This window comes from Trinickia violacea, from assembly GCF_005280735.1.
Lineage (GTDB): Bacteria > Pseudomonadota > Gammaproteobacteria > Burkholderiales > Burkholderiaceae > Trinickia_A > Trinickia_A violacea.
Window position 1 is genome coordinate 1489127 of the sequence record NZ_CP040078.1, and the last position, 23411, is coordinate 1512537.

25 protein-coding genes and 1 riboswitch are annotated in these 23411 nt (G+C 60.7%); of the genes, 11 read left to right on the top strand and 14 right to left on the bottom strand.

Going from position 1 to position 23411, the window contains the following annotated elements:
- Positions 1 to 3: 3 nt before the first annotated feature.
- From FAZ95_RS28805 to FAZ95_RS28815, 3 genes are all read right to left on the bottom strand, one after another.
- The gene (locus FAZ95_RS28805) at positions 4 to 936 is read right to left on the bottom strand and encodes an NmrA family NAD(P)-binding protein (protein ID WP_137335858.1); all 933 of its coding nucleotides are present in this window, start codon (positions 934 to 936) and stop codon (positions 4 to 6) included.
- A 106-nt stretch (positions 937 to 1042) separates the two neighbouring features.
- Positions 1043 to 2035: a carbon-nitrogen hydrolase family protein gene (locus tag FAZ95_RS28810; RefSeq protein ID WP_137335859.1), complete on the bottom strand. Its 993-nt coding sequence runs from the start codon at positions 2033 to 2035 to the stop codon at positions 1043 to 1045.
- Positions 2036 to 2304: 269 nt separating this feature from the next.
- Positions 2305 to 3342 (bottom strand): GlxA family transcriptional regulator, encoded by a 1038-nt coding sequence (locus FAZ95_RS28815; RefSeq protein WP_137335860.1) that lies wholly within the window; start codon positions 3340 to 3342, stop codon positions 2305 to 2307.
- 212 nt (positions 3343 to 3554) lie between these two features.
- Between FAZ95_RS28815 and FAZ95_RS28820 the strand changes: the two genes are divergently transcribed.
- The 6 genes from FAZ95_RS28820 (at position 3555) to FAZ95_RS28845 (ending at position 7337) form a co-directional block, all read left to right on the top strand.
- The gene (locus FAZ95_RS28820; protein ID WP_137335861.1) at positions 3555 to 4028 is read left to right on the top strand and encodes a hypothetical protein; all 474 of its coding nucleotides are present in this window, start codon (positions 3555 to 3557) and stop codon (positions 4026 to 4028) included.
- A 31-nt stretch (positions 4029 to 4059) separates the two neighbouring features.
- Positions 4060 to 4461: a hypothetical protein gene (locus FAZ95_RS28825; protein WP_254700328.1), complete on the top strand. Its 402-nt coding sequence runs from the start codon at positions 4060 to 4062 to the stop codon at positions 4459 to 4461.
- An 84-nt stretch (positions 4462 to 4545) separates the two neighbouring features.
- Positions 4546 to 5157, top strand: coding sequence for a glutathione transferase GstA (gene gstA / locus FAZ95_RS28830; protein ID WP_137335862.1), 612 nt, complete (start codon positions 4546 to 4548; stop codon positions 5155 to 5157).
- A 56-nt stretch (positions 5158 to 5213) separates the two neighbouring features.
- Complete coding sequence (locus FAZ95_RS28835) at positions 5214 to 6182, top strand: MBL fold metallo-hydrolase (RefSeq protein ID WP_175425800.1); 969 nt, start codon at positions 5214 to 5216, stop codon at positions 6180 to 6182.
- 287 nt (positions 6183 to 6469) lie between these two features.
- Positions 6470 to 6844 carry a VOC family protein gene (locus FAZ95_RS28840; protein ID WP_137335863.1) on the top strand — a complete coding sequence of 125 codons (375 nt, stop codon included), beginning with the start codon at positions 6470 to 6472 and terminating at the stop codon, positions 6842 to 6844.
- 217 nt (positions 6845 to 7061) lie between these two features.
- Positions 7062 to 7337, top strand: a complete 276-nt coding sequence (locus FAZ95_RS28845; protein ID WP_137335864.1) for a hypothetical protein — start codon at positions 7062 to 7064, stop codon at positions 7335 to 7337.
- 182 nt (positions 7338 to 7519) lie between these two features.
- Here the strand turns inward: FAZ95_RS28845 and FAZ95_RS28850 are convergent, their stop codons facing one another.
- Positions 7520 to 8467, bottom strand: coding sequence for a cupin domain-containing protein (locus tag FAZ95_RS28850; RefSeq protein WP_137335865.1), 948 nt, complete (start codon positions 8465 to 8467; stop codon positions 7520 to 7522).
- A gap of 226 nt (positions 8468 to 8693) precedes the next feature.
- Between FAZ95_RS28850 and FAZ95_RS28855 the strand changes: the two genes are divergently transcribed.
- Positions 8694 to 9662 (top strand): LysR family transcriptional regulator, encoded by a 969-nt coding sequence (locus FAZ95_RS28855; RefSeq protein WP_137335866.1) that lies wholly within the window; start codon positions 8694 to 8696, stop codon positions 9660 to 9662.
- Positions 9663 to 9681: 19 nt separating this feature from the next.
- Positions 9682 to 9878, top strand: a riboswitch (cobalamin riboswitch).
- A gap of 90 nt (positions 9879 to 9968) precedes the next feature.
- Positions 9969 to 11957, top strand: a complete 1989-nt coding sequence (locus FAZ95_RS28860; RefSeq protein WP_137335867.1) for a TonB-dependent receptor domain-containing protein — start codon at positions 9969 to 9971, stop codon at positions 11955 to 11957.
- 4 nt (positions 11958 to 11961) lie between these two features.
- Here the strand turns inward: FAZ95_RS28860 and FAZ95_RS28865 are convergent, their stop codons facing one another.
- The 5 genes from FAZ95_RS28865 to FAZ95_RS28885 form a co-directional block, all read right to left on the bottom strand.
- Positions 11962 to 12756, bottom strand: a complete 795-nt coding sequence (locus FAZ95_RS28865) for a DUF899 domain-containing protein (RefSeq protein ID WP_137335868.1) — start codon at positions 12754 to 12756, stop codon at positions 11962 to 11964.
- Positions 12757 to 12909: 153 nt separating this feature from the next.
- Entirely contained in the window at positions 12910 to 13656 is a 747-nt protein-coding gene (locus tag FAZ95_RS39795; RefSeq protein ID WP_137335869.1) for a sensor histidine kinase, read from the bottom strand.
- A gap of 4 nt (positions 13657 to 13660) precedes the next feature.
- On the bottom strand, positions 13661 to 14317 hold the full coding sequence (locus FAZ95_RS28875; protein WP_137335870.1) for a response regulator transcription factor: 657 nt from the start codon (positions 14315 to 14317) through the stop codon (positions 13661 to 13663).
- Between the two features lie 31 nt (positions 14318 to 14348).
- Positions 14349 to 14738: a DUF3331 domain-containing protein gene (locus FAZ95_RS28880; RefSeq protein WP_137335871.1), complete on the bottom strand. Its 390-nt coding sequence runs from the start codon at positions 14736 to 14738 to the stop codon at positions 14349 to 14351.
- A gap of 277 nt (positions 14739 to 15015) precedes the next feature.
- A complete protein-coding gene (locus FAZ95_RS28885; protein ID WP_137335872.1) occupies positions 15016 to 15153 on the bottom strand; it encodes a DUF3563 family protein in 138 nt (45 codons plus the stop codon).
- Positions 15154 to 15349: 196 nt separating this feature from the next.
- Here FAZ95_RS28885 and FAZ95_RS28890 point away from each other — a divergent pair, with 196 nt between their 5' ends.
- From FAZ95_RS28890 to FAZ95_RS28900, 3 genes are all read left to right on the top strand, one after another.
- Positions 15350 to 16252 (top strand): LysR family transcriptional regulator, encoded by a 903-nt coding sequence (locus FAZ95_RS28890; protein WP_137335873.1) that lies wholly within the window; start codon positions 15350 to 15352, stop codon positions 16250 to 16252.
- 175 nt (positions 16253 to 16427) lie between these two features.
- Positions 16428 to 16928: a cupin domain-containing protein gene (locus tag FAZ95_RS28895; protein WP_137335874.1), complete on the top strand. Its 501-nt coding sequence runs from the start codon at positions 16428 to 16430 to the stop codon at positions 16926 to 16928.
- A 239-nt stretch (positions 16929 to 17167) separates the two neighbouring features.
- The gene (locus FAZ95_RS28900) at positions 17168 to 18157 is read left to right on the top strand and encodes a GAF domain-containing protein (protein WP_137335875.1); all 990 of its coding nucleotides are present in this window, start codon (positions 17168 to 17170) and stop codon (positions 18155 to 18157) included.
- A 402-nt stretch (positions 18158 to 18559) separates the two neighbouring features.
- Here the strand turns inward: FAZ95_RS28900 and FAZ95_RS28905 are convergent, their stop codons facing one another.
- From FAZ95_RS28905 to FAZ95_RS28925, 5 genes are all read right to left on the bottom strand, one after another.
- Positions 18560 to 19915 carry an alpha/beta fold hydrolase gene (locus FAZ95_RS28905; RefSeq protein WP_137335876.1) on the bottom strand — a complete coding sequence of 452 codons (1356 nt, stop codon included), beginning with the start codon at positions 19913 to 19915 and terminating at the stop codon, positions 18560 to 18562.
- A 189-nt stretch (positions 19916 to 20104) separates the two neighbouring features.
- Positions 20105 to 20815 carry an ABC transporter ATP-binding protein gene (locus FAZ95_RS28910; RefSeq protein WP_137335877.1) on the bottom strand — a complete coding sequence of 237 codons (711 nt, stop codon included), beginning with the start codon at positions 20813 to 20815 and terminating at the stop codon, positions 20105 to 20107.
- Entirely contained in the window at positions 20812 to 21561 is a 750-nt protein-coding gene (locus FAZ95_RS28915; protein ID WP_137335878.1) for an ABC transporter ATP-binding protein, read from the bottom strand. Before FAZ95_RS28915 ends, FAZ95_RS28910 begins: the two co-directional genes overlap by 4 nt.
- Complete coding sequence (locus tag FAZ95_RS28920; protein ID WP_137335879.1) at positions 21558 to 22523, bottom strand: branched-chain amino acid ABC transporter permease; 966 nt, start codon at positions 22521 to 22523, stop codon at positions 21558 to 21560. The genes FAZ95_RS28915 and FAZ95_RS28920 overlap by 4 nt, the downstream gene beginning before the upstream one ends.
- Complete coding sequence (locus FAZ95_RS28925) at positions 22520 to 23389, bottom strand: branched-chain amino acid ABC transporter permease (RefSeq protein ID WP_137335880.1); 870 nt, start codon at positions 23387 to 23389, stop codon at positions 22520 to 22522. Before FAZ95_RS28925 ends, FAZ95_RS28920 begins: the two co-directional genes overlap by 4 nt.
- Positions 23390 to 23411: the final 22 nt, after the last annotated feature.

Below are 23411 nucleotides of genomic sequence, written 5' to 3' on the forward strand. Positions count from 1 at the left end.
GGATCAGCGTGTTGCGTTGCGCGTGAAGTCTGCGATGTGCCGTCTCACGAAGTCGTACATGCTCATGGGTTTGCGGCCCGTGAGTTCGAACAGATCGTTCGTCATGCGGTCGTATCGTCCCTGAGCGTGCAGGTCGGCCATCACGGCCAGATGAGCGACGACGTGAGCAGGAATGCCGAGTTCGCGCAATGTGTCCGACCACGGCGCGACAGGCACATTCCGGTAACGGATGGGCCGGCCGAGCGCCTCCGAAAAGACGCGCGCGGCCTGCTCGAGATCCGTCGACTCAAGGCCCGTCAGGTTATAGATCTTGCCAATATGGGGTGCAGGGTTCTCGAGAATCACCGATACCGCATTCGCAACGTCAACTGCAGAGATGGGCGACGTCTTGCTGTTGCCGAGCGGCAGCGCGAGTTCGTCGTTGTCGCGCACGCCGGCTGCGCCAAGCGTCAGGAAAAAGCTCTCGAGAAACGCCGTCGGCCGTACCGTGACGACGGGCAGCCCCGACCACTGCAACACCTGCTCGGCAAGCCAGTGCAGCTTGTGCTGGGGGCTGTCGGTCGTCTCCGTGATGCTCATTTCGGTGACCGTCATTTGCGACATGTTCACGATGGCTTCGACGCCATGATGACGCGCCACGGCTGCAAAATTGACGGTTGCCTCGAGATAGGCCGCGGAGACGGACATGCCGAAATAGACACGCGAACAGCCTTCGATTGCGCGGTGCATCGAGGCGAGATCGGTCAGATCGCCGACCACGACTTCGGCGCCAAGGCGGCGCAACTCGTTCGCGCGATCGTCGTCCTTGCGGACCAGCGCCCGCACTTTATAGCCCTTCGCAAGCAATGACATTGTCACGTTGCGGCCAATTCCGCCAATCGCGCCTCCGGCGCCCGTCACGAGAATGCGCCCATCATGGGCAGGTTTCGTTGCCATATCACATACCTTTCAAGGAGAGACTGCAGTTTATTTAAGCATGCATATACACATTGTTGTATGAAAATATACGGGCGTGCATGCGTCGATCAACGCGACGACTACATCATGCAGCCTGAGTGAGCGGATCGTCGGAAACCTGGTCACTGGCGATCATCGGGTGCGAAGCGCGTTCGTGAACATGGGCGGTCGGCGTGCGGTCGATCATCAGACTCAGCAATTCGGGGCGGTTGTAGTGGCCGGCCGAGTCCATCAGCATCTTGCGGCGGTCGATTTGCGTGAAGTCGAGATCGACGATCACTTCGCCTTCACCCGAGCGAAGCGGCTCGGCCATCAGCATGCCGTCAGGAGCGACGATCGTGGTGAAGCAGCCGCCCGAGATCGGACCGATTCCACAACCGGTATCTTTCATGATTTGCGCCTGCTGGTCCGCGTCCAGCCACGCCGTCGCATTGACGACGAACGCACCGGATTCGAGCGCATGCTGGCGGATGTTGATTTCCATGCGCTGGGCAAAACCCTCGCCAAAGGCGGAACCCGGGTACATCGCCGAATGGATCTGCTCGCCGTCGGCGATCATCGCGTAGCGGGCGAGCGGGTTGTTGTGCTCGAAGCATGCGAGCTGGCCGATGCGGCCGACCGCGCTGTCGACTGCACGCAAGCCCGAGCCATCTCCCTGGCCCCAGATCATGCGTTCGAAATGCGTCGGCGTGATCTTGCGGCGGCGCTGGATCAGCGTGCCGTCGGCATCGAAGAGCAATTGCGTGTTGTACAGCGTGCCGCCATCGCGCTCATTGACGCCGATGGACACGACCATGCCGGCCTTTTGCGCGGCTTCGCCGATCGCGTCGGTAGCTGCGGACGGCACGGTCACAGCCTGTTCGAGCAGGCGCAGGTGTTCGGTACCCGACAGAAGTTCGATGCCGGTCTGGACGGCCGCAAAGTACGGGTAATAAGGCACGACCGTTTCGGGGAAGGTGGCGAACTGCACGCCTTTCTGGCCGAGTTCGTGGATCTTCTGCACGACCTTGGCGACGGTTGCTTCACGGCTATAGAGCACCGGGCTGAACTGGACGGCGGCGGCTTTGACGACTTTCATGACAGACTCCTTAACGAGGGCGATGGGTATCAGGCGTTGGTCGATCGTGCATATGCACTATTTCGGCAAGCCCAGTTGTATGCGGTGCGGTGTTTTGCTCGCGGTGGGCGTATTTGAGCGGATGAACGTATCTCGCTCGTGTCCGAAAGTCGCTTGTTTGTAAGCGTGCGTATCCCTATCGGTTGTAGATACGTTGAGATACAAAAGGACAGGGCGGGGAAAGAGGGAGGGAAAAGACGAGGGCTGTGGCGCGATGATCTCGCGAGGCATCAGCCCCCGTTGCGGCCTGACTCGGCTTCTTGATTCTCCGCCGCGGCACGCGAGAACCGCATTTGATATTCACTCGGCGACAACCCGGTCTTGCGCTTGAACAATTGCCGAAATGTGCTGATATCGCCATAACCGACCCGCTGACTCACCGCCTCGAGCCCAATTGGCCGCGTTTCCAGCAACCTTTTCGCGACCTCGATGCGCAGATTCTGCAGATATGTCAACGGTGCGAGACCGACAGCGTCCTTGAAACGGCGATTGAGCGTGCGTTCGCTGACAGCGAGCGACACCGCCAGATCGCTCAACCGGAATCCCTGCTGCAACGTAGCCTCCATCTGCTGCTGGGCGCGCGCGACGAGCGTGTCGGTATGCCCATGTTCGTCGAGAAGCGTGGCAAAGGAAGCCTGCGAAGTCCGGTTCATGTCGATCAGCAGCGCTTTCGCGGTCATCGTGGCGAGTTCTTCGCCGGCGAATGTTTCGACGAGCCGCACCGCGAGATTCAGATACGACGTCACGGAACCGCCCGAGATGATGCCGTCTTGCGCGATCAGCAATTCCTGTGCGCGAACTTCGACACGCGGATAGCGGCGCGCGAAATCCGCGGCTCTCGCCCAGTGCGTCGTTGCGGCGCGGCCATCCAGCAGGCCCGCCTCGGCGAGCAGGTAGTTGGCCGTGCAATAAGCCGCGAGCACGGCACCTGCCTTGCGTTGACGCCGCAGTGCGGAAGACAGCGCGTTCAACTGCTCGCGGCGCCCGATGAACTCGTCGATGTTCGAGAAAAACGGTGCCGTCAGCAGAACGGCATCCGCCCGCTTGCGCGGGTCGATCTTGCCGTCGACGTGAATGGTCTGGCCCGACGCAGCCGTGACGGGTTGCCCGTCGAGAGATTCCACACGCCAGGCAAACACGGGCGCGGATGTCGTGCCCGGTGCAGCCTTGCGCGCATGGAACTGATTGGCCGCGCTGAAGACGTCAACAGGGCCCGCGACGCCGGACGCGAGGATTCCGTCATAGACCCAGATGCGAACGATGGCCATTGCGTGTCTGAAATTCCTTGAATAATGGCGATACTGCCACTTCCGGCCGCACGAGTAAACCCTGATCATCGCCACATCCAATGAACTGAACGCAGGAGCAGCACCATGCCAATGATCGATGCACTGTGGCCCGAAGACACCTTGACGCCCGAAGCAGCGCTCGATGCCGCTAGCGCAGGCATGACGAGCAAACCGTAACGGGAGCGCCCAGCATGAAATTCAACGACACTGCCCCCGTGCTGGCGCCCGCAGGCGGTCCGCCGCTCTGGCTGGCGAGGCTCGCCGAAAACGCGACGCTCGAAGCCACCGTCCTGAAGCGTCCGATCGAGGGACGCGCCGATATCCTCGCCGTGATCAAACACGCGGTCTCGCTCTACGAATTCCAGCATCACAGCTACAAGGGCGAGATCGGCAACGGTTTGTACATGGAATCCTATCGGTCGCAAATTCAGGGCGTGCCGATCGAAACGGTGGTCGTCGCGCATCTGAACGAACAGGGCGAGACGGATTCCGTGGTCATCAATCATCGCCCGCTCAACTCAGCGCTGCTGTTTTCGAAACGGATGTGGGAACGCGTCGACGAGCGCTTCCGCGATTGCTATCTGACGGGGCCGGAAGCCGCTGCGCTGAGTACCGCATCGGACGCGGCCTCGCGCCAGCCTCCTTGTAGTGAAGCGTTGCCGTAACGAACGATCTATCGATCGAGCAGGACGTTGGATGAAACGCTTTCTTCTTAATTTGACGACAGCCTCTGTGCTGTTCGCTTCTGCTGGAGTTTCCATGTCGCAAATCACTCCGATGCCAACCACGCCAACCACGAAGATATTGGCGATTGGCACCTTTCCGCCGGGCACGGACATGCAACGTGTCCAACACATTCTTCCGACCGAAGTTCGCGAGACGGCGCAGCTCTACCTCGAGGGCAAGATCGACCAGTGGTATTCACTGCAGGATCGGGCTGGGGTGGCGTTCATCCTGAACGTTACGGACATCAATCAAGCGCATGAAATGCTTGAGGCACTTCCCTTGGGGAAAGCGCACTTAATGACATTCTCGCTCCTCCCAATAGGCCCGCTGAAGCCGTTGAGCAAGCTTTTGAATCCCCCTTCCGCGCAGTAGAAAGCGCTAGAGCGTACTGGGCTGCTGCGCCCTCGGTTTTCCCGGAGAGGCAGGCAACGCAGGCAGAACTTGTCAGGATCACACATGAAGCTTTATTACTCGCCGGGAGCATGCTCGCTTGCGTCACATATCGTCGCACGCGAAGCCGGTATCGAAATTGAACTCGAAAAGGTGGACTTTTCGTCGAAGCGCACGCGAGGCGAAATCGACTTTCTCACCATCAATCCAAAGGGAAACGTGCCGGTGCTCGAACTGGACGACGGGAGTTTTCTGACGGAAGGTCCTGCAATCATGCAGTTCCTCGCGGACTTGAAGCCTGAACACGATCTCGTTCCCCGCAACGGAACGATGGCGCGGTACCGTCTGCAGGAATGGCTTGGCTTCATTAATTCCGATTTGCACACGAGTTACACCCCGCTCTTCAATCCCGCGACACCCGAACCGATCCGAAGCAAAAAGCAAGAAGTACTCTTCAAATATTATGCGTTGCTGGAGCGAACCCTGACGCCCCAGCAATGGCTGCTGGGAGATCAATTCTCGGTCGCCGATGCCTATCTTTTCACGATAACGAATTGGGCAAGGCACGTTGGCCTGGATTTATCGTGGCTGCCCGCTATCACTGCGTTTCAACAACGCGTGGCGGGTCGCCCGCAAGTCCGGGAAGCACTATTGGCGGAAGGTTTGCTGCGGATCTGATGAGGAAAGGGCTCCCGCGATGGCCGTCCGACACGGAAGAACTAAGGAGTACAGATATGATTGAGCCGATCGACAGTCTGGAGATTGCAGTCATAGTCGATAACGTTACCGATAACCTCTCATCAAATCCAAATTATGTCGATACAGAGATTGCTGGGGCCTGGCGGCGCGGGATGAAACGGCTTGGCGGAAAATGTCTTTGTTGCGCCGCTCACGGTTTGTCTTGCCTGATTACAGCCCGAATTGGCGATACGTCGCACACACTTCTGTTTGATGCGGGGCCTGACGAGTGGGTATTCGAACGTAACATCGTCAGGCTCGGCCTCGACCTCGGCAAGGTCGGCGCGATGGTGCTTTCACATGGACATTGGGATCATGCAGCAGCGATGCCACGGGCACTGCAGATGATAAGTTTGGCAAACGGTGGAAAGGCTGTTCCAACCTATATGCATCCGGACATGTTCGCATCGCGAGCGGTCAAGAATCCGCAGGGCCGCATGATGCCGATGGAGGATATTCCGAGTCAGCAGGTGTTAGCCGGTAACGGTGCAGAACTGGTTATCACGAGAGTAGAACAGTCGGTTCTGTCGAAATCATTCTACGTTAGCGGTGAAATCCCGCGCGTGACAAGCTTCGAGCGAGGCATGCCTGGCCAGCACAGGATTGGCCCGGACGGCGAATGGGAGTTGGACGAACTCCTCGTGGATGAACGATTTGTTGCTGTGCATATCGCCAACAAGGGTTTGTTTGTTTTTACCGCCTGTTCGCACGCCGGTCTCATCAACGTATTGACTCATGCACGCAATCGCTTCCCTGACGTCCCGATCTACGGGGTACTAGGCGGCTTCCATTTGTCAGGCGCTACAGAAAGCATCATTCCTGACACTGTCGAAGCGCTAGAACAGTTCGATCTTAGTCTGATCGCCGCCGCGCATTGCACCGGTTGGCGGGCAATGGGCGCACTGGAATCACGGTTCAAGGATCGAGTCGTACCGTCGGCGGTAGGAAAGCGTTTCTTTCTTTGATTCGATGAAGGCGGTGGTGGACGTCGCCCTAGCGGATTGACCCCGCCTCATGCAAACGGCGAGGACGTGAGCAGGCTGCGCGAGAAAAAGCGTCAGCCGGCGCAGCCTGCTCGGTACCGTGGGAGGCGCTGTACTCCAGGCCGGGGATGGCTAACATTCCCGGCGTGAATAAAGAATGGCTGTTTTTGTGTTACACAGGCGAGCGGAATTCTCCCGCTATGGCAACATCGCGGTGACCTCTAAGTCACGTTAGGTTTCGCGCAGTCCCACACACTTCAGGAGAGCCCATGTTCGACCACGTCAAATTCGGAGTCAGCGACTATGCAGTGAGCAAAGCGTTTTTCCTCAAGGCGCTCGAACCGCTCGGCGTAGTCGTTTGGTCGGAGGGCACGCCAGCTTATGGTGTCGAGCTTAGCCCTCCGGGTAAGGCTTCATTGTGCCTCTACCAAACCGAGGAGAAGCCGGCGCATCTCCACTTGGCGTTCACGGCCGAGAATCGCCAGCAAGTCGAAGCGTTCTATCGCGCGGCTCTGGAGGCGGGTGGCAAAGACAATGGTGCGCCTGGTCTGCGCCCGCACTACCATGCGAACTACTATGCCGCGTTTGTCACTGGTCCGGACGGACACAACATCGAAGTGGTTTGTCACCAACCCGAGGCCTAGTCTTACGTAGGCGTGTCCCCGGCACCGTCATATGCCAACGCACTGTTAGAGTTGACAGCTTTTCGTGGCTCTTGATTGGAAAAATACTGTGCGTGTGACCAACCGCCTCGACAGATAAAAATCATTCCGAGACGGCGTCACATACGGTGTCCTATTAGGTTTCGTATTTTCATGCCGAAGCCGACATCATCCATCACGCTTTTTCAAGGAGACGAATATGGCTGGGAATCTTGCTGTGCAGTTCGCTGTGTACGGAGCCCTTGCGAACGGATCGCCGGATGGCACAGGTGCTACCGGCGTTTCCGACGCCCTCCAGCGTGCGATCAATGAGAGCAGCCCCTACGGCACCGTCACGATCGACAACAACACGATGAGGGGTGATCCGTGCCCAGGCTACACCAAGCACTTTGGCGCGATTGTCGTCCGCGACGGAAAACCTCGCTTTTTCGCTTGCCAAGAAGGGCAGACTATCAACTTCGAGATGGGGGGCTAAGCGTTCATTGACGCGAGGCTCAGGTAGCGACGATGGTGTTCACTTGAGCTCGATACAAACCCGCTCGCACGGTGGTGGCTTTAGCCGGGTGCGGGCGGTTCAAGGGTGGGCCGCTGCTAGCAGATGTCCACCGACGCGAATGCCACACACTCAGCCCCCCAGGCTGTCCCGCTTACCTGCGGCTAACGCGAGAAACGGATATCGAGCGAGCGAAGGTAGGTTTGCAGCCCGGCATCCTGCAACGGGATCACGTAGGCGACATCATCCGATTCGTTGAAGTGCGCATGCCAGTGTCCCGGCGGCGTCACGAATGCCATGCCCGGCATCCAGTCCACGCGCACCGGATTGACGATGTGGCCTTCGGCATCCAGCTCCGTGCCGACCAGCGTGTAAACCCCCGGCTTGCATGCAGGAATGAAGTCGAGTGCGATCGACTGATGGCGGTGCGGCTTCTGCGTGCTGTTCGGCGCGACGACGCCGAACATCGCCCACATCGAGTGCGTGACGGTGCGAGTCTGCGGAAAGTGCCGGTTGCCGAGCAAGACGCTCACGCGATTGCGCCGGCTGGCGTTCGGTGCGCTCGCCACTTTGTCGAGTTCTGCTTTGGCCTTTGCGGCAGGGTAGAGCGTCGGCGTGAAGCGGGCTCGCGCAATCTCGACGCCCAGATAATTCAGCAGCGGTCCGTCGTTTACGTAGTAGATTCGCGCGGTCGCTTCGGCGGCCAGCACGACTTCGCCGCCGCCCGGCAGCGAGAAGAAGTCGCCTTTGCCGAAGCGGAACGCCGTGTCCTGCTGCGTGACCGTACCGGCGCCTTCCAATACATAGAACACTTGTGAGGTTGCGTTCGGATTGACCGACAGCTTTTCGCCCGCGACGATGCGCAGGAAGTTAGCCATCAGGCCGGGACCTGTTGCCGGGTAATCGCAGCCCAGCTCGGCGGAGAGATCGAGCGGCACGATGCGCGTCGGACCGTCTTCGTACAGCACGGAAGGAAAGGACCGGTAGGGCACGCGCGAAATCAGCTTTGCGCCGATGGGATTGGCCGACGAGGTGTATTCGAAATATTGCGCGTCGCGCATGGCCGCTTCATCGTTGATCTGAAGCGTCGAAAGGGTCGTTTTATCAAGCATGATTGAGTCGCTCCTGAGTAGGCTCGCAGCTCCGCGCGGCGAGCGACGCTGCTGCGAACGTAGGCAAGTCATTGCACGGCAGCGTTGACTGCAATTTAGGAGCAACCCCGGCCCAGCAGAACCGCGCTGCCAGGAAATCAGCTTTGCAGAAAAGGGATAACCGAATCGACCGCGTTGCCCTACACTGCACGTGGTGCCATACGGCCCACGACACGTTTTCCCGCTCATGGATTACTTCGCTGCAATACGCGCATTCCTTTCCGCCGCGGAGCTGGGGAGCTTCAGCAAAGCGGCGGCGCGGATCGAGGTGAAGACCTCGACCGTTTCCCGCTACATCACCGAACTCGAACGGGATCTGGGGATTGCGCTCTTCAATCGTTCGACCCGGGGCCTCGTGCTCACCGAAGGGGGGCGCGTGTTCCGCGAGCAGGCGGTGGGGGTCGTCAAGAGCCTCGAGGAAGCGCGCGAAGTCACGTCGTCGCTCAACAGCTCGCCGCGCGGGCTCTTGCGCGTGACGATGCCCTGCACGTTCGGCCGGCGGCATGTGATCCGTCACCTGCCTGACTTCATGGACCGCTATCCGAAGATCGACGTCGACGTCGTGATGACCGACGAGGTGCTCAACATCATCGACTCGGGTATCGATCTCGCGATCCGCATCGGCGTTTTGCCGGACTCGCAATTGATGGCGCGGCAACTGGCGGCGCATCGGCGCGTGGTTTGCGCGAGCCCCGCTTATGTTGCGCAATACGGTGCACCCGCATCGCCGGCGGAACTGGCGGCGCATGCCGCGCTGCGTTTTTCGCGAGCGGCGGACGATCGCTGGCTCCTCGTCAATCGCGCGCGCACGAGCGTGCATGCCAAGCAGGAAGCCGTATCGGTGACCCTGCGCGGGAGGCTGCGCCTCGACGATACCGAGGCCGTGCTGGATCTCGCCGTGGCGGGGCGCGGCATTGCCTTGCTGCCGACCTGGGCGATCGGCGACGCGTTGCGCGACGGCAAGCTGGTCCAGCTGTTGCCCGAGTGGGAGGCGCAGCCGGGGAGCGCGGCCGCCGCCGTGTGGGCGGTTTATCCTCCGAAGAAAACGGTGTCGTCGAAGGTGAGGGCCTTCATCGACTTCTATACGGCCGTCTTCGATCGCGAAGGTTGCTTTGACACGACACTCGGCAAGCGCGCGGCTGCCAAGAAAGATTGACTGCGGCGCGCGGGAATCGTTACCCTCCCGCCTTGATGGTTCCCGTCAACGGGATCAAAAGGGAACGCAGTAGAAGCGTCCGCGCTTCGAGTCTGCGGCTGCCCCCGCAACTGTAAGCGGCGAGCTCATGCCACTCATGACCACTGGGAAACCGGGAAGGTCGGCAATGGGCGGCGACCCGCGAGCCAGGAGACCTGCCATCGACCGAGGTCCTAGCAAGCCGCGCCGGGCGGGGTGTCCCGATGCGTCAGCGCCGCATTGCGCGGTGCGCGTTGCAAGGACAGCTCCGACCTCTGGATCTGTCACATGTCCACCACGATTAGAAAAACCGCTTTCTTTCAGAAAGCTTTATCCCGTCACGTCGCGGGTGTTTCCTCCGTCCTCGCGCTCTCGCTGGGCACGCAGATCGCGCACGCTGCGGACGATTCGACGGTACCCCGATCACTACAGCCGGCGCAGATTTCCTCAGACACCACCACGTTGCCCGCAGTCGTCGTGACCGCTGACACGCAGCATTTGCCGCAGTCGTTCGATCAGCGCTATGCGACGACCTGGGTTCTCACGCGTCAGGATCTCGACCGCCTGTCCCCCGAGGACCCCAGCATCACGCAGGCGCTGGCCACGCTCCCCGGCGTCACCGTTTCGCAAACCGGCGGCCCCGGCTCCGCGTCGTCCGTCAGCATCCGGGGCTCGTCGGAGCAGCAGGTCGCCGTGTTCATCGACGGTATCCGGGTCGGCTCCTCGACGACGGGCATTGCCGAGTGGCAGGATCTGCCGACAGAGGCGTTCGACCGGGTCGAGGTGATCTCGGGCCCGGCCGCCGCTTCGTTCGGCGCGAACGCCGTGGGCGGTGTGGTGCAGATGTTCACACGCCATGCGTCGAGTCTGCCGAACCAGACCACCGTCTCCTTCGGCGGCGGCTCGAACACGACCTTCGACACGCAGGTTCGCACTTCCGGCAGCGTGCCGTCGACGGGCCCGCTCTCGGCGCTCTCCGGGCTCACGTATTCGCTGGGGCTGCACGACTACAACACCGACGGCATCGATGCGACCCAGCCGGTGCTGGCATTGCACGAGCCCGGCCGCAACCCCTATCACGCGCAGGACGTCGACGCGCGGCTCGGCTACGCCCACGGCGACTGGTCGATTTCCACGTTCGCGCTTTATCACAAGTCCAATCTCTCGTTCGACAACGCGGGCAGCTTCGACCAGCAGCTCGATCACCAGCTGACGACGGGCGTGGCGTTTCATTGGGACATCACGCCGGACACCCAGTTCGATCAGTCGGTCGGCTATGCGAACGACCGTCAGTTCTACTACGCTTCTGATCCGGCCATTCCGACCGATGAGATCGACTCGCAGCGCTTCAGCACGTCGACCTCGCTGACCCATCAGGAACGCGGGTTCAAGCTGTTTGGCCTGCCGCTGTCGGGCGAGACGAAGCTCGCATACGACTTCACGCGCGAACAGGCATTCCTGCCGATCGACATCCCGGCCGGCGTGCCGACGCGCAACGATTCAGCGGTGTCGCTGCATCGGTCGACCACGCTCGGCGCGCTGACGCTGTTCCTCGCGGGACGCCACGAGATTGTCGAAGGCAAGGCGGTCAACACGGGCAACGTCGCACTGTCGTATGCGATCACGCCGATGTATACGGCTCGGCTGTCGTATGGCAACGCGTTCCGCTTGCCGACGTTCAACGATCTCTACTACCCGCAATACGGCAATCCGAACCTTCAGCCCGAGCGCAGCGATTCGGTCGAGGCGGCGCTCGACGCGAACACGTCGTTCGGTACGTTTACCGCGGCGGTCTACGACACCCGCGTGCACGATTTGATCTCCTATAACGCGGCGACGCAGGCGCCGGACAACATCGGTCAGGCGCGCATTCAGGGCATCGACCTCTCGTACAAGGGCACGATCGCCAAGACCACGTCCGTCAGTCTCGCCGTCGGCATCCTGAATCCGCAGGACGTCTCCGACGATACGTGGCTCAATCGCCGCCCGCGACAGACGCTCAGCCTGATCGTCGACCACACCTGGGACGCGTTCCATCTCCATGCGCTCAGCACCGGCGTGTCCGTGCTGTATGGCGGATCGACCTTCGACGACCAGCTCAACACGACGTATCTGCCGTCATACACCACCGTCGACCTGCGCGCCTCGTACCGGGTCAATTCGCATCTGACCGTGTCCGCGAATCTGTCGAATATTTTCAACCGGCAGTACGTGACCGCCTACGGATACAACACCTTGGGACGGACGGCATTCGGCAAGGTGTCGTACACGTTCTAGGCGATCACGGTTTCGGGTCGGTGGGTTTGTTTCGGAACGCCGCTTCGCCGGCGTCCGAAATCTCGACCCACTTCTTGTCGGGCTCCGCATCCGCGACGTAGCTGTCGTGCCAGTTCCACCACTTGTAGGTTGCGGTCTGCGGATAGCCCTCGGGCGAGTCTTCCCAGACCTCCTGCCTGCCGAGCGGCGTGATGTCGAGGTAGTTCCAGGTGCTCCCCATCTGCTCGTCGCCGCGGTTGTTGAGGAAGTAGGTGCGGAACACGCGGTCGCCGTCGCGATAGAACACGTTCGTGCCGTGCCACTCGGCGACGCCGAAGTCGGCGTCGAAGCTGTCGGTGATGGTGACCCACGGGATCTCCCAGCCCATGCGCGCCTTCAACCGTGCGATGTCCGCCTGCGGCGCGCGCGAGGCGAAGACGAGGGTGGTGTCGCGTGCGTTCAGGTGGGCGAGGTGGGCGACCTGGTCCGCCACCATCGAGCAGCCCCGGCAGGCGTGATCGGGCCAGCCGAACACGCCCGGCTCGTAGAAGGCGCGGTAGACGATCAGCTGATGCCGGCCGGCGAACAGATCGAGCAGGCTGACCTTGCCGGCGGGCCCCTCGAACCCATACGCGGTTTCCACCGCCATCCACGGCATGCGCCGGCGCTCGGCGGCGAGGGCGTCACGCGCGCGGGTCTGGGCTTTTTCCTTCACGAGCAGTTGCTCGCGTGCCGCCTCCCATGCTTGCGGCGAGACGACCGGCGGCGTCTGCATGACAGGCTGTCCGCCTTTCGGTCCGTTGTTGGCTGAAGTAGTCATGGCTTTGCGTTTCTCCTGATGTGAGCGAATTCCGGCGGGGCCTGGGTGATGCGGCTCCGTGTGCCGCTCATCGCTCGTGGTTGGGCGTGAGATAGCTTGGCACCGGGAATCGAACCTTGGGAGTAACAAGTGTGGCGCTATTTCGTATTTCGATCAGGCGCGCGGAAGATGGAGGGTGAAGGTTGCGCCGTGGTCCGGATTGTTCGTCGCCGAAATATGACCGCCATGCGCTTCGACGATGGACCGGCAGATCGAGAGGCCCAGTCCTAACGCGCCTGCTCGGGTGGTCATGAAAGGCTCGAACACTCGATTCAGATCTTCGCTGGCGATGCCGGAGCCGTTGTCGGCCACTGAGACGGCGACCGTGTTCGTATCCTTCGCGTAAGAGGCGATCACCAGTTTTGCCGGCCTGCCTCGATTCGCGTTCATCGCTTGCAGCGCGTTCTGCGTGAGGATCAGGAAGACCTGTTCAAGCCGGGTCGCGTCGGCCATCGTGTCGGCAATCGGGGACGAGAGCCGGAGCTCGAGCGTCGCGCCATAGGCGGCCACCTCGCTCGCAATGAGCGGCGCGACTTCCATGACGACATCGTTGATCGATCTCCGCACGAGCCGTGGCGGAGCGCGCCGGCAATGCTCGCGAATCCGTTTGAGGGTGTCCGACGCGCGGCGCCCGTCGCTCGTCATTCGCTCGATGCATTCCTGAATCTCGGACCTTGGAGAAGTGTCCTGGTGCGCCCATCGAAGACAGGCTTGGCCGTCCAGCACGATGGCAGAAAGAGGTTGAGCAATTTCGTGGGCAATCGATGCGCTCAACTCTTCAAGCGTGGAAAGACGCATCTCTTCGATGAGATGGGCCCGAATCGATGTCAGACTGTCTTCGGGCGGCTTCGCGTCTGTCATCGAGCTAGTTCAGGCTGAACCGGGCGAGCCCGAGACGCCCCGCTTTCTGCACGAGGTCGGCAATCGAGCGCGCGCCCATCTTGTGCATCACTTGTCCGCGGTGCATCTTCACCGTGACTTCGCTCAGCGCCAGGTCGGCTGCGATCTGTTTGTTCAGCAAGCCCTCCAGGACGTGCGACATGACTTCCCGTTCACGTGGTGTGAGGGCGGCATAGCGGTGTCGCAGATCGGAATTGAGCGCATTCGATTGCCTGCGCACCAAGTCTCGCTCGATGCCGAGCGCTACGGCGTCGAGGACTTCCTGGTCGCGTAAGGGCTTGGTAAGAAAATCGACGGCGCCGGCTTTCATCGCTTTCGCGCACATCCAGACATCGCCGTGGGCGGTAATGAAAACAATGGGAACCGGATGGTCCCGAAGGGCGTCCTGGTCCTGGAAGACGAGACCGCTATAGCCCTGCAGGCGCACATCCAGGACGAGACAACTGGGTAGTTCCGGCCGTTCGAATCGCAGGAATGCATCGCACGAACCGAAGACTTCCGTCCGCATTCCGGTCGAGCGCAACAGGCTGGATAGCGCTTTTCGCTGCGATTCATCGTCGTCTATCACGTAGACGATCGATTCCGACGCCGTTGGGACCTGAGTGCTTAAGAGGCCGGCCATGAGTCCTCCTCTTGGCGCGCTGGGTCAAGGGCTAGGCAACGCCGTCACACGGGATCGTTTCCACGACCGAAGCCAGGATCATCGCGTCGATATTGCGCGGGGGCGGTTGCACAAGACGAGGGCGATAGACAGCGTCGCCTGCCATGATGAGCCGTCCGCTCAGCGCGCAGACGCTGCGCCTGCGCGCAGTGCCGCGCCGCCAGATCTGCTCGCCATAAGAACACGCGGTCGAATCGCGCCACTCGATCGTGGCGGCGGCTTTACTGTGCCTCTCCAATACCTTGATCGCGCAGGTCCGGTACGAGCCGTTGCGGTAGTCCGAGCGGGCGGGGCGAAGACTCGGTGCCACGATGAGGTGCTCTGAGTTGAGCAGGGCCATCGTGTGGAACCAGGGGCGGTCCTCTTCGAGGGCTTCATGCATGATGCGGCTCCTTCGAACAATCGGAATGAAGGGGGGCGATTCAGCGTTCTACCTTTGCCTGGATGGTAGGCAGCGAAAGCGCGGGCCGCTATTACATAAAGCTGGAGTTGATTCTTTGGGGGATCCGTATTTTGCGGTTGAATTGATGTTGGGCAACGCGGCGAAAGGTGGGAGGTGCAAGCGGTTGGTTGGGGGGACGCAGAAGGGCCACAACCCTCCGTTCACATATCCATGCGGCGTACCCCTTGGACCTTTGATCGCGGAAGCATTACCTCGGTCAGCAGCAGCTTTCCAGCAAGCGCATGCGCCGTTCGAGTTCGGCAAGGTCTCGCGCGCCGGCAAGGTACTCATCATTGCGGCGTTGTTCGGCGCGGTCGAACCAGCGGCCAATCTGTGTGAGAAGCAAGGCAAACATAATAATCTCCAAGACGTTGCTTACCAGTGACGCAGTTGGCCGGACGCGGCGCTACGCATGTGTCTCGCGGCTGCTCTCAGGCACTGTTCGACGATTCAATCGTAGGCGGCAAATATGCTTACGTATACTTATCGTTTCTTATGCAATACATTATTCATTTTGTTGAATCGACCTGCTTTTTCAGGAGGCACCTACTTTGGAAGTCGGTCGACTGCGGGCGCTCCTGGAGCTGGCGCGGTGTGGCACGATGGCAGCCGCCGCTGAGGCGCTGTTCCTGACGCCCTCGGCGGTGTCACAGCAGATCGCACAACTGGAAGAGGAGGCCGGCGTCAAGCTTACGGAGCGCATCGGCCGCGGGGTCAGGCTGACTCCCGCCGGCCACGCGTTGGTGGGGTACGCCGAGCGGATGATGGTTGTGCTGGACGAGGCTCGCTCGGAAATGGCAGAGCTTCGGCGTGAAATAGCCGGCGAGCTGCGCGTCGCCGCGTTTCCGTCGATCGCTTCGGTTGTGCTCCCTGACACGGTCAAGGCGCTGCAGCACGCGTATCCGCGCCTGGAGATTGCAATTGAAGAATTGGAGGCGATTGACGGGGTCGCGGCATTGCGGTCCTGGAGAACGGACATCGCCTTGATTGACGATCTCTCAATCGTCGCGGGCGATAATCGGGAAAACGTCGCGATTGTGCCGCTGGCCGAGGACGTGTGGTACGTGACAGTCTCGACTGACCACCCGCTGAGCAAAAAACCGTCGCTTAGCCTAGCCGATCTCGCGCACGAAACCTGGGCGATCGAATCGAGGGCTGGCCCTTTCGGCAGCTTCGTCGCCGATTTATGCCGCCGCGCCGGGTACGAGCCTCGGACCAACGCCATATGCCGCGGATCTGAGATGATCGAAGCGATGGTGGCCTCCGGCTGCTCGGTGTCAATCGTCCCCGGACTCAGGAGGCTACGCTCGCCGCGCGGCGTGGCATGGGTAAAGCTGAGGCCAGAGGTTCGCCGCAAAATCTACGTCGCTTATCGACGCGGCGAGCGCAACCATCCAATGGTCAAAGTGTTCGTCGAGGAAATCGTCCGGACGGCATCGAGACTCCTCGTTTAGCTGAAGCTAGATCAGCTTTTTGCGTGGGCGGCCGCACATTCTTGTGCGCTCGGCTGCAGACAGTATATTTGCACTATCGAGCCAGCCCTCTGCGCCAAGCCGGGTAGCCAGGCATCCCAGATTTGTTGCGCCGCCGCTGCCGCTGATGACACCTTTCGTGTACGGAGTATTCGCGATGACCGCAGACGCGTCTCTTGAGGCAATCTCAATTGGTGGTCTGACAGTGTGCTATCTCATAGACGGATCCGCCACGAAGGGCATGGGCGTCTTCGAGTTGACGATCGCCCCGGGAGCAGACGTTCCGCCACCACATAGTCACACCCACAATGAAGAATGCATCTACGCCTTGGAGGGGCTCATCCGCTATTCCGTTGACGGTGTTGTCAGGGATCTGGCGCCGGGTCAGTGGATGCATACCCCCAAGGGCTCTGTCCATGCGTTCAGCAACCCTCATCAAGCCACTGCCAAGGCACTCATCGTCCTTACCCCTGACCTGGGGCCGCAATACTTTCGGGATGTCCAGGGAGTTGTGAATGCCGGCGGGCCGCCAGACCGCCAGAAGTTGTTGGCAGTCATGTCCAGCTACGGGCTCGTTCCTAGCGCCCCGATTCCAGCAGTCGCCCAACAATCGGTCGAAGAGGATGTGCCCACGTCGCAAGGACGCCCCTTGACCTAAGCGTTGAATAGGCGTTTAAAGAAGAAAGAAGCGCTTCGCCCCAGACTTGCGCAGCGTTTACAACCGGCTCGCGCGTCGCCTGTCCGTGGCATCTGGGACGGTGTACAGTCATTGAATCGAAAGGTGCGGGTGCCTGGAAAAGCCGCCCTCATGGGCCGGTAACACACGAAGAAGGCTGCCCCGTTTCGGATCCCGCGGTTGTGAAGCCCTGACGCAGCGTCTCAGGAAGGGCCAAAGTGATGACTTCGGAGCGACCATCGGCGCTGCCGGGCAGACGCGAACGATTGCTCGAGCAGCAAGCGGCACTGGCGGCACTTACGCGCATGGATGTGCGTCAGGGCGAGAGTCTCACGCAGCGGCTGCAGTTCATCACGCAGACCGCGGCGCTGACGATGCGTGTCGCGCGAGTGAGCCTGTGGCGCTACACGGAGACGCGCGCGGCCCTTCAGTGCCTCGATCTCTACGAGCGTAGCCTCAACCGCCACAGTGACGGCGCCGAGCTTGAGGCCAGACGCTATCCTGCCTACTTTCAGGCACTCGGAATGAGCGAAGCCATCGTCACGGACAATGCCTATGCGGATCCTCGCACGCAGGAGTTCTCTGACACGTACCTCACGCAACATGACATCACGGCGATGGTGGACATTCCGATTCACCTGCACGGCCGAGTGGATGGCGTGCTGCGACTGGAACAGGTGGGACCGCCCTCGCAGTGGACGCCCGAGGATCGCCTGTTCGGCATCGCGCTCGCGAATCTGATTGCGCTTACCCTCGAGCGACACGAACGCAGGCGTGCCGAAGAGGCGCTGCGCGAGAGCGAGCAGCGTCTCGCCACGCTCGTCGCGTACGCGCCCGACGCCATTCTGGTGTTCGACGCGGACGCCGACCGCTACATCCAGGTCAACAAGCAGGCCGCGTCGCTTTTCGGGCACGACTGCGATTCGCTTCTGCAGATCGACCCGACGAGACTCAGCCCCGAGCGGCAGCCGGACGGCCGCCTGTCGAGCGAAGCCCGGCGTCAATTTCTCGATCTCGCGCTCAAGGGCGGAACACCCGTATTCGAGTGGGTGCATCAGAACGCCGCGGGCGAACTCATCCCCTGCGAAATCCGACTGGTTCGCCTGCCTCACGCAAGTCGCAGGCTCGTCCGCGGCAGCTTGGCGGGCACTCGCTTGCCGTCCCGGATCTCGTCGGGCCCGCGGCCGAACGATGCCGTGCATGACAACTAGGTTTCAGTTCGGCCAAGAGAGGGCATTCGCACGCACCGTCGCTCATACATTCAGGCGTCGGTTCCACTCAAGGACCAGCCATTCGATTCGCAATGTTGAAGTGTTGCTTGTCGGCCGAAGCCGCCGTTGGCGCGACCGTCGGTTAACGGCGGCTTGGGTCAGTATTGCTGACGTCGAGCACACGATCAGGTCGAAAGGCAGCTTTGTGCCCGTTTGGAGGACAGCAAGCGATAAGCTACATACGAGTTTTCATGAAACCCCTAAGGGCTCACACGGTGCATAATATATTGGGGTCAAGACGCAATAAAGTGTGCCCTTCTACCCCTGGCCGATCCAGACATTGGACACGGTGAGCAGTGCGTCAGAGCCCAGTCGGTCTTTGGCAAAAGTTTCCTACCGGGATCACTTACTCAAAAACAGATTGATCTCCTCGAAGAACCGAGCAGAAGCAGGCTCGTGCTTAAGAAAGAGATGATTCCGCCCCGGAAGCGCTATGAACCGAGCACCTGGAATTCCCGCCGCCATTTGACGGCCCGCATCGATAGGGCACAAGAGATCATCGCGCACATGCAAGACGAGCGTTGGCACCTGCACTTGCGGGAGCAATTCGCGCACATCGAGATTTCCGACGATTTCAAAGTACCGAGCAGCGCATTCAGGTGATGTGGTCTTCCGCTGAAGATCGTTGAAGTAGTCAGCCTGTTCCTTTGTAGCCTCGGGTATGAACTGCGAAGTGAACAGTTGCCGAAATGCCGGATCATCCGTGCCCCACCCAAGGCGCATCAAAGTTCCCATCGCCTTTCGTTTCTCATGTTCCCTTGGTGATCGCTTGTTGCCGCCCAGCGCAAAACCACCATACAGGATCAAATGAGAAAGGCGCTCGGGATGTCGGGCGGCATAAGCAATGGAGATAGCGCAGCCTTGTGAGGCGCCAAAAAGCGCAAAGCGGTCAATTCCAACTGCATCGACCACGGTTTCAAGGTCGCCAACCCATGCTTCAAGAGAAACCTCATCGACATCCCAATCTGACAGCCCGTTACCTCGTGCATCGTATCGAGTCAGCGTGTAATTCCTCGCCAATCCCTCGAGCAAATGGTGCCAGATCGGACTCTCCCAGTCGTATTCAAGGTGGTTCATCCAGTTCGCCGTCTTGACCAAAGGTGGTCCCCGCCCAATGGTTGCATAGGCGAGGCGTACTCCATCAGATGCTCGGCAATATTTGATCTCCTGCGTCACGCTGATGGAATCGAAGTTCACCGAATAGACCTCGACGGGCTTGGCGATGTTCTTGAGGTTCCGAAGCCCCAGCTTTTCGCAGGTAAACGATAGTTTTTCGAGTAAGTGATCATGTGCTTGGCGCGAAATGCAAATTCCGCCCGGTTCGGCGATGCCCTCAAGCCGTGCGGCGACGTTAACCCCATCGCCGTAAATGTCATCATCATCGATGATGATGTCGCCGAGGTTTATGCCAACCCGAAATTCGATCCGCTTATCGACACTGACTCTGGCATTCCGCTCGCCCATGCCGCGCTGCACGTCAACGGCGCATCGTACTGCGTCAACCACGGACGCAAACTCGACCAACATGCCGTCTCCAGTCGTCTTGACGATGCGGCCCCGATGTTCTTCGATTTTAGGATCGACGAGCGCTTGCCGGTGCCCCTTCAATTGGGCGAGCGTGCCTTCCTCGTCCGTGCCCATCAGACGGCTGTAGCCGGCTACGTCGGCAGCCAGAATTGCTGCAAGTCTGCGCTCCACGATGCATCCTCCAACAGGCGTCCTCCGGAGGAAGGAAATTTACTCTCCGGATGACCAAGGATACTCGCCGCTCTAAAAAGTAGAGCACCAAAGATTGTGAGGGCAACCCGCCCGCTTTGGCGCTCGAACAAAATCGTCAAGCCCGATCGACCCTATCCAGCGATGCACTAGGCGGGCGTATTGGGCCCGTCACTCCTCCGCACTCGCACCGGTCAACGCGCGAACACGGCTTTCATCGGCGGCTAGGTCGCGTGAACTGCCTGTATAGACGATGCCGCCATCGTCGAGCACATATGCGTGATCGGCAATCTCAAGCCCCATGCGCGCGTTCTGCTCGACAAGCAGAACCGAAATCCCTTCGCCGCGCATCTGCGACACAACGCGAAACACCTCGCGCACGATCAGTGGCGCCAGACCCTGAGAGGGTTCATCGAGAATCAGCAGCCGGGGATTGAGCAGCAGCGCGCGGGCAATCGACAGCATCTCCTGTTCGCCGCCGGAAAGCTGACGTCCGCGGCTTTCCTTGCGTTCGGCAAGCCGTGGAAACAGCTCGTAAATTCGCGCGATCGTCCAAGGCCCGCTGCGTACAAGCGGCACTCGCAGATTTTCTTCGACACTGAGATTGGCGAAGATTCTGCGTCCTTCAGGAACATAGCCCACGCCGTTCGCGGCGATCCGGAACGTCGGCCAGCGCGTCGTATCCGCGCCGAAGATCGTCACGCGCCCCCGGCGTGCGGGTGTCAGACCCATTAGGGTGCGCAGCGTCGTGGTCTTGCCCGCGCCGTTGCGGCCAAGCAATGCTGTGATCCGACCTTCCTCGACCGCAATGCTCACGCCGCGCAGGATGTGACTCTTGCCGTAGTAGGTGTGAAGTTCCTCGGCGATGAGCGCTGCGTTCATGTCACATCACCCAGGTACGCCGCCTGCACGGCCTCGTTCGCCGCGATCTCCGCCGGCGCCCCCTCGGCGAGGAGCGTGCCCCTGTCGAGCACCGTGATCCGATCGGCCAGATGGAACACCACGCGCATGTCGTGCTCGATCAGCACGATTGTGAATTTGCCGCCGCTGCGCAGACGGCGAATGAGCTGCGTAATCTCGCTAGTCTCCTCGTCGCCCATGCCGGCAGTGGGTTCGTCGAGCAGCAGCAGACGAGGCCGCAGGGCCAGCGCCATGGCGATTTCTGCAACGCGCTGGTCGCCGTGCGAGAGCTCGCCGGTCAGCCGGTCACTTTTTACGGCTAGTCCAGTGAGTTCCAGCGCTTCTTCGACACGCTCGCGCACCCGTGCTTTTTCGGTGCGACCGACCCAGGGCCGCAAGCGGAATCCAGCCGTCACCTCCGCGCTGATGCGTACGTTTTCGAACACCGTGAGTGCAGGAAAGATCTCAGTAATCTGGAACGTGCGGGCGATACCCGTCGCGACGCGACGATGCGCCGGGACGGCCGTGATGTCCTGCCCGTCGAATACGATCGTTCCCGTCGTCGGCGGGAAAAAGCCGCTGATGAGATTGAAGAAGGTGGTCTTGCCGGCGCCGTTCGGTCCAATGATGGCGCGCAACTCGCCTTCGTCGACGGCGAGGGAGACGTCGCGTACCGCAGCGAGTCTGCCGAAGCGCTTGCTCACCTGCGCGATGTCGAGAAGGCTCATGAATCGCTCCTACGCCGGATAAAGCCGAGCAGGCCCCGCGGGAAGAACAGCACGATCGCGATGAACAACATGCCGATGAACGACATCCAGTTGACCGTGATACTCGACAGGTAGTCCTGCAACACGACGAATACCGCCGCGCCGAGGAGCGGTCCCCACAGGCTGCGCATGCCACCCATTACCGCCATCATCACGAAGTCGCCAGACTGGCTGAAATGCAGCCCGCGCGGATCGGCGAAATTGTTCAGAAGGGCATAGAGCGCACCGGCAAACGCCATGAAAAGGCAGGAGAGCGCGAAAGCGATCCAGATATGGACGTCGACGGGAATGCCGAGAAAGCGCGCGCGCCGTTCATTTTCGCGGATTGCGATCATCGTGCGCCCGAACGGCGAGCGCAGGATGAAACCCATCAGACCAACGGCCAGAGCGAGGCAAAACAGGACAAAATAATAGAACGCATCGGCATTCGACAGGATGTCGATGGTCGCGATGCCGAGGTGAAGCGGTACGCGCGTGAACCCGCGCAAGCCGTCGTCGCCGCCCGTCAACGAACTCCATTGGAATGCGATGTAGTAGAAGACCTGTCCGAAGGCGATGGTGACCATCGCGAAGTACACGCCTCGCCGCCTTGCGCAAAGCGCACCGAGCAGCGCACCGGCGATCCCACCGAGCAGCGTTCCGCACAGAAGAGCCAGCGGCGTACTCGGCGCAAGGAATTTCAGCGCGAGGCCAGCGCCATATGCGCCAAGCCCAAAATACGCGGCGTGACCGAAGGACAACACACCGGTGAAGCCGAGCAGAAAATTCACCGACATCGCAGCGAGACCCAGCACGAGCACCCGTGTGCCGAGCGCGGTATAGCCGCCGAGCGGCGGCATCCAGTACGGGGCCAGCAGCAACACAGCCCAGATCGCCGCGAGCGTCAGCAGCCTGTTGTGCCTCGCCAGTCGCGCTTCGCTCATGTCAGCATACCCTCCTCGCCAAGCAGGCCGTGTGGGCGCAGCAGCAACACTATGGCCATCAGCACGTAGATGATCGCTTCGCTTGCTGCGGGCAGGAACACGGCAGTGATGCCGGAGGCGACGCCGATCAGCAAGCCGCCGAGCAGCGTGCCAGTGAGGCTGCCAACTCCGCCGACGATGATCGCAATGAAGCTCGGCATCAGGAGCCCCGTTCCCATCGTCGGCTCCAGACCGAGCTGGCCGGCGGCGAGCACCCCGCTCAGACCGGCGAGAAAGGCGCCGACTGCGAAATTGAACGAACGCAGTCTGCCCACGTTGATGCCGAGGGACGCCACGGTTTCGAGGTCGAGGGTGCCGGCGCGGATACGGATGCCGAGCCGGCTATAGCGCAGCACGATGAAAAGCAGCGCCACCGTCACGGCCACCGTTGCGACCATGAAGAGGCGGTAGCCGGTGATGAAGAAGAACGTGTTGCTCAGAGGCTGGGCTAGCACAGATGGAACAGTCACCGGCTTGCCTTGCGCGCCCCAGATGAAACGGGTGCCGTCCTCGAAGATGAAGGCAAGACCGAACGTCAGGAGCAGGCTGTAGAGCGGGTCGCGCCCGTAGACTCGCCGGATGAGCACCCGTTCGAGGACGAAGCCGATCAGCGCAATGCATGGCGGTGCGATCAGCAGCGCGCCCCAGAAACCTACGTAGGGCGTGATCGTATAGGCAACGTAGCCGCCGGCGACAAGGAAGCCGCCGTGAGCGAAGTTGATGACATTGCTCAAGTTGAGAATGAGCGATAACCCGAGGGCCATCAGCACGTAAAACGCTCCGATGATCAGCCCGTTAGTGACGTTGAAGAGCAGCAGTTCAGTCATCGCCCACCATTCTTGTTATGGC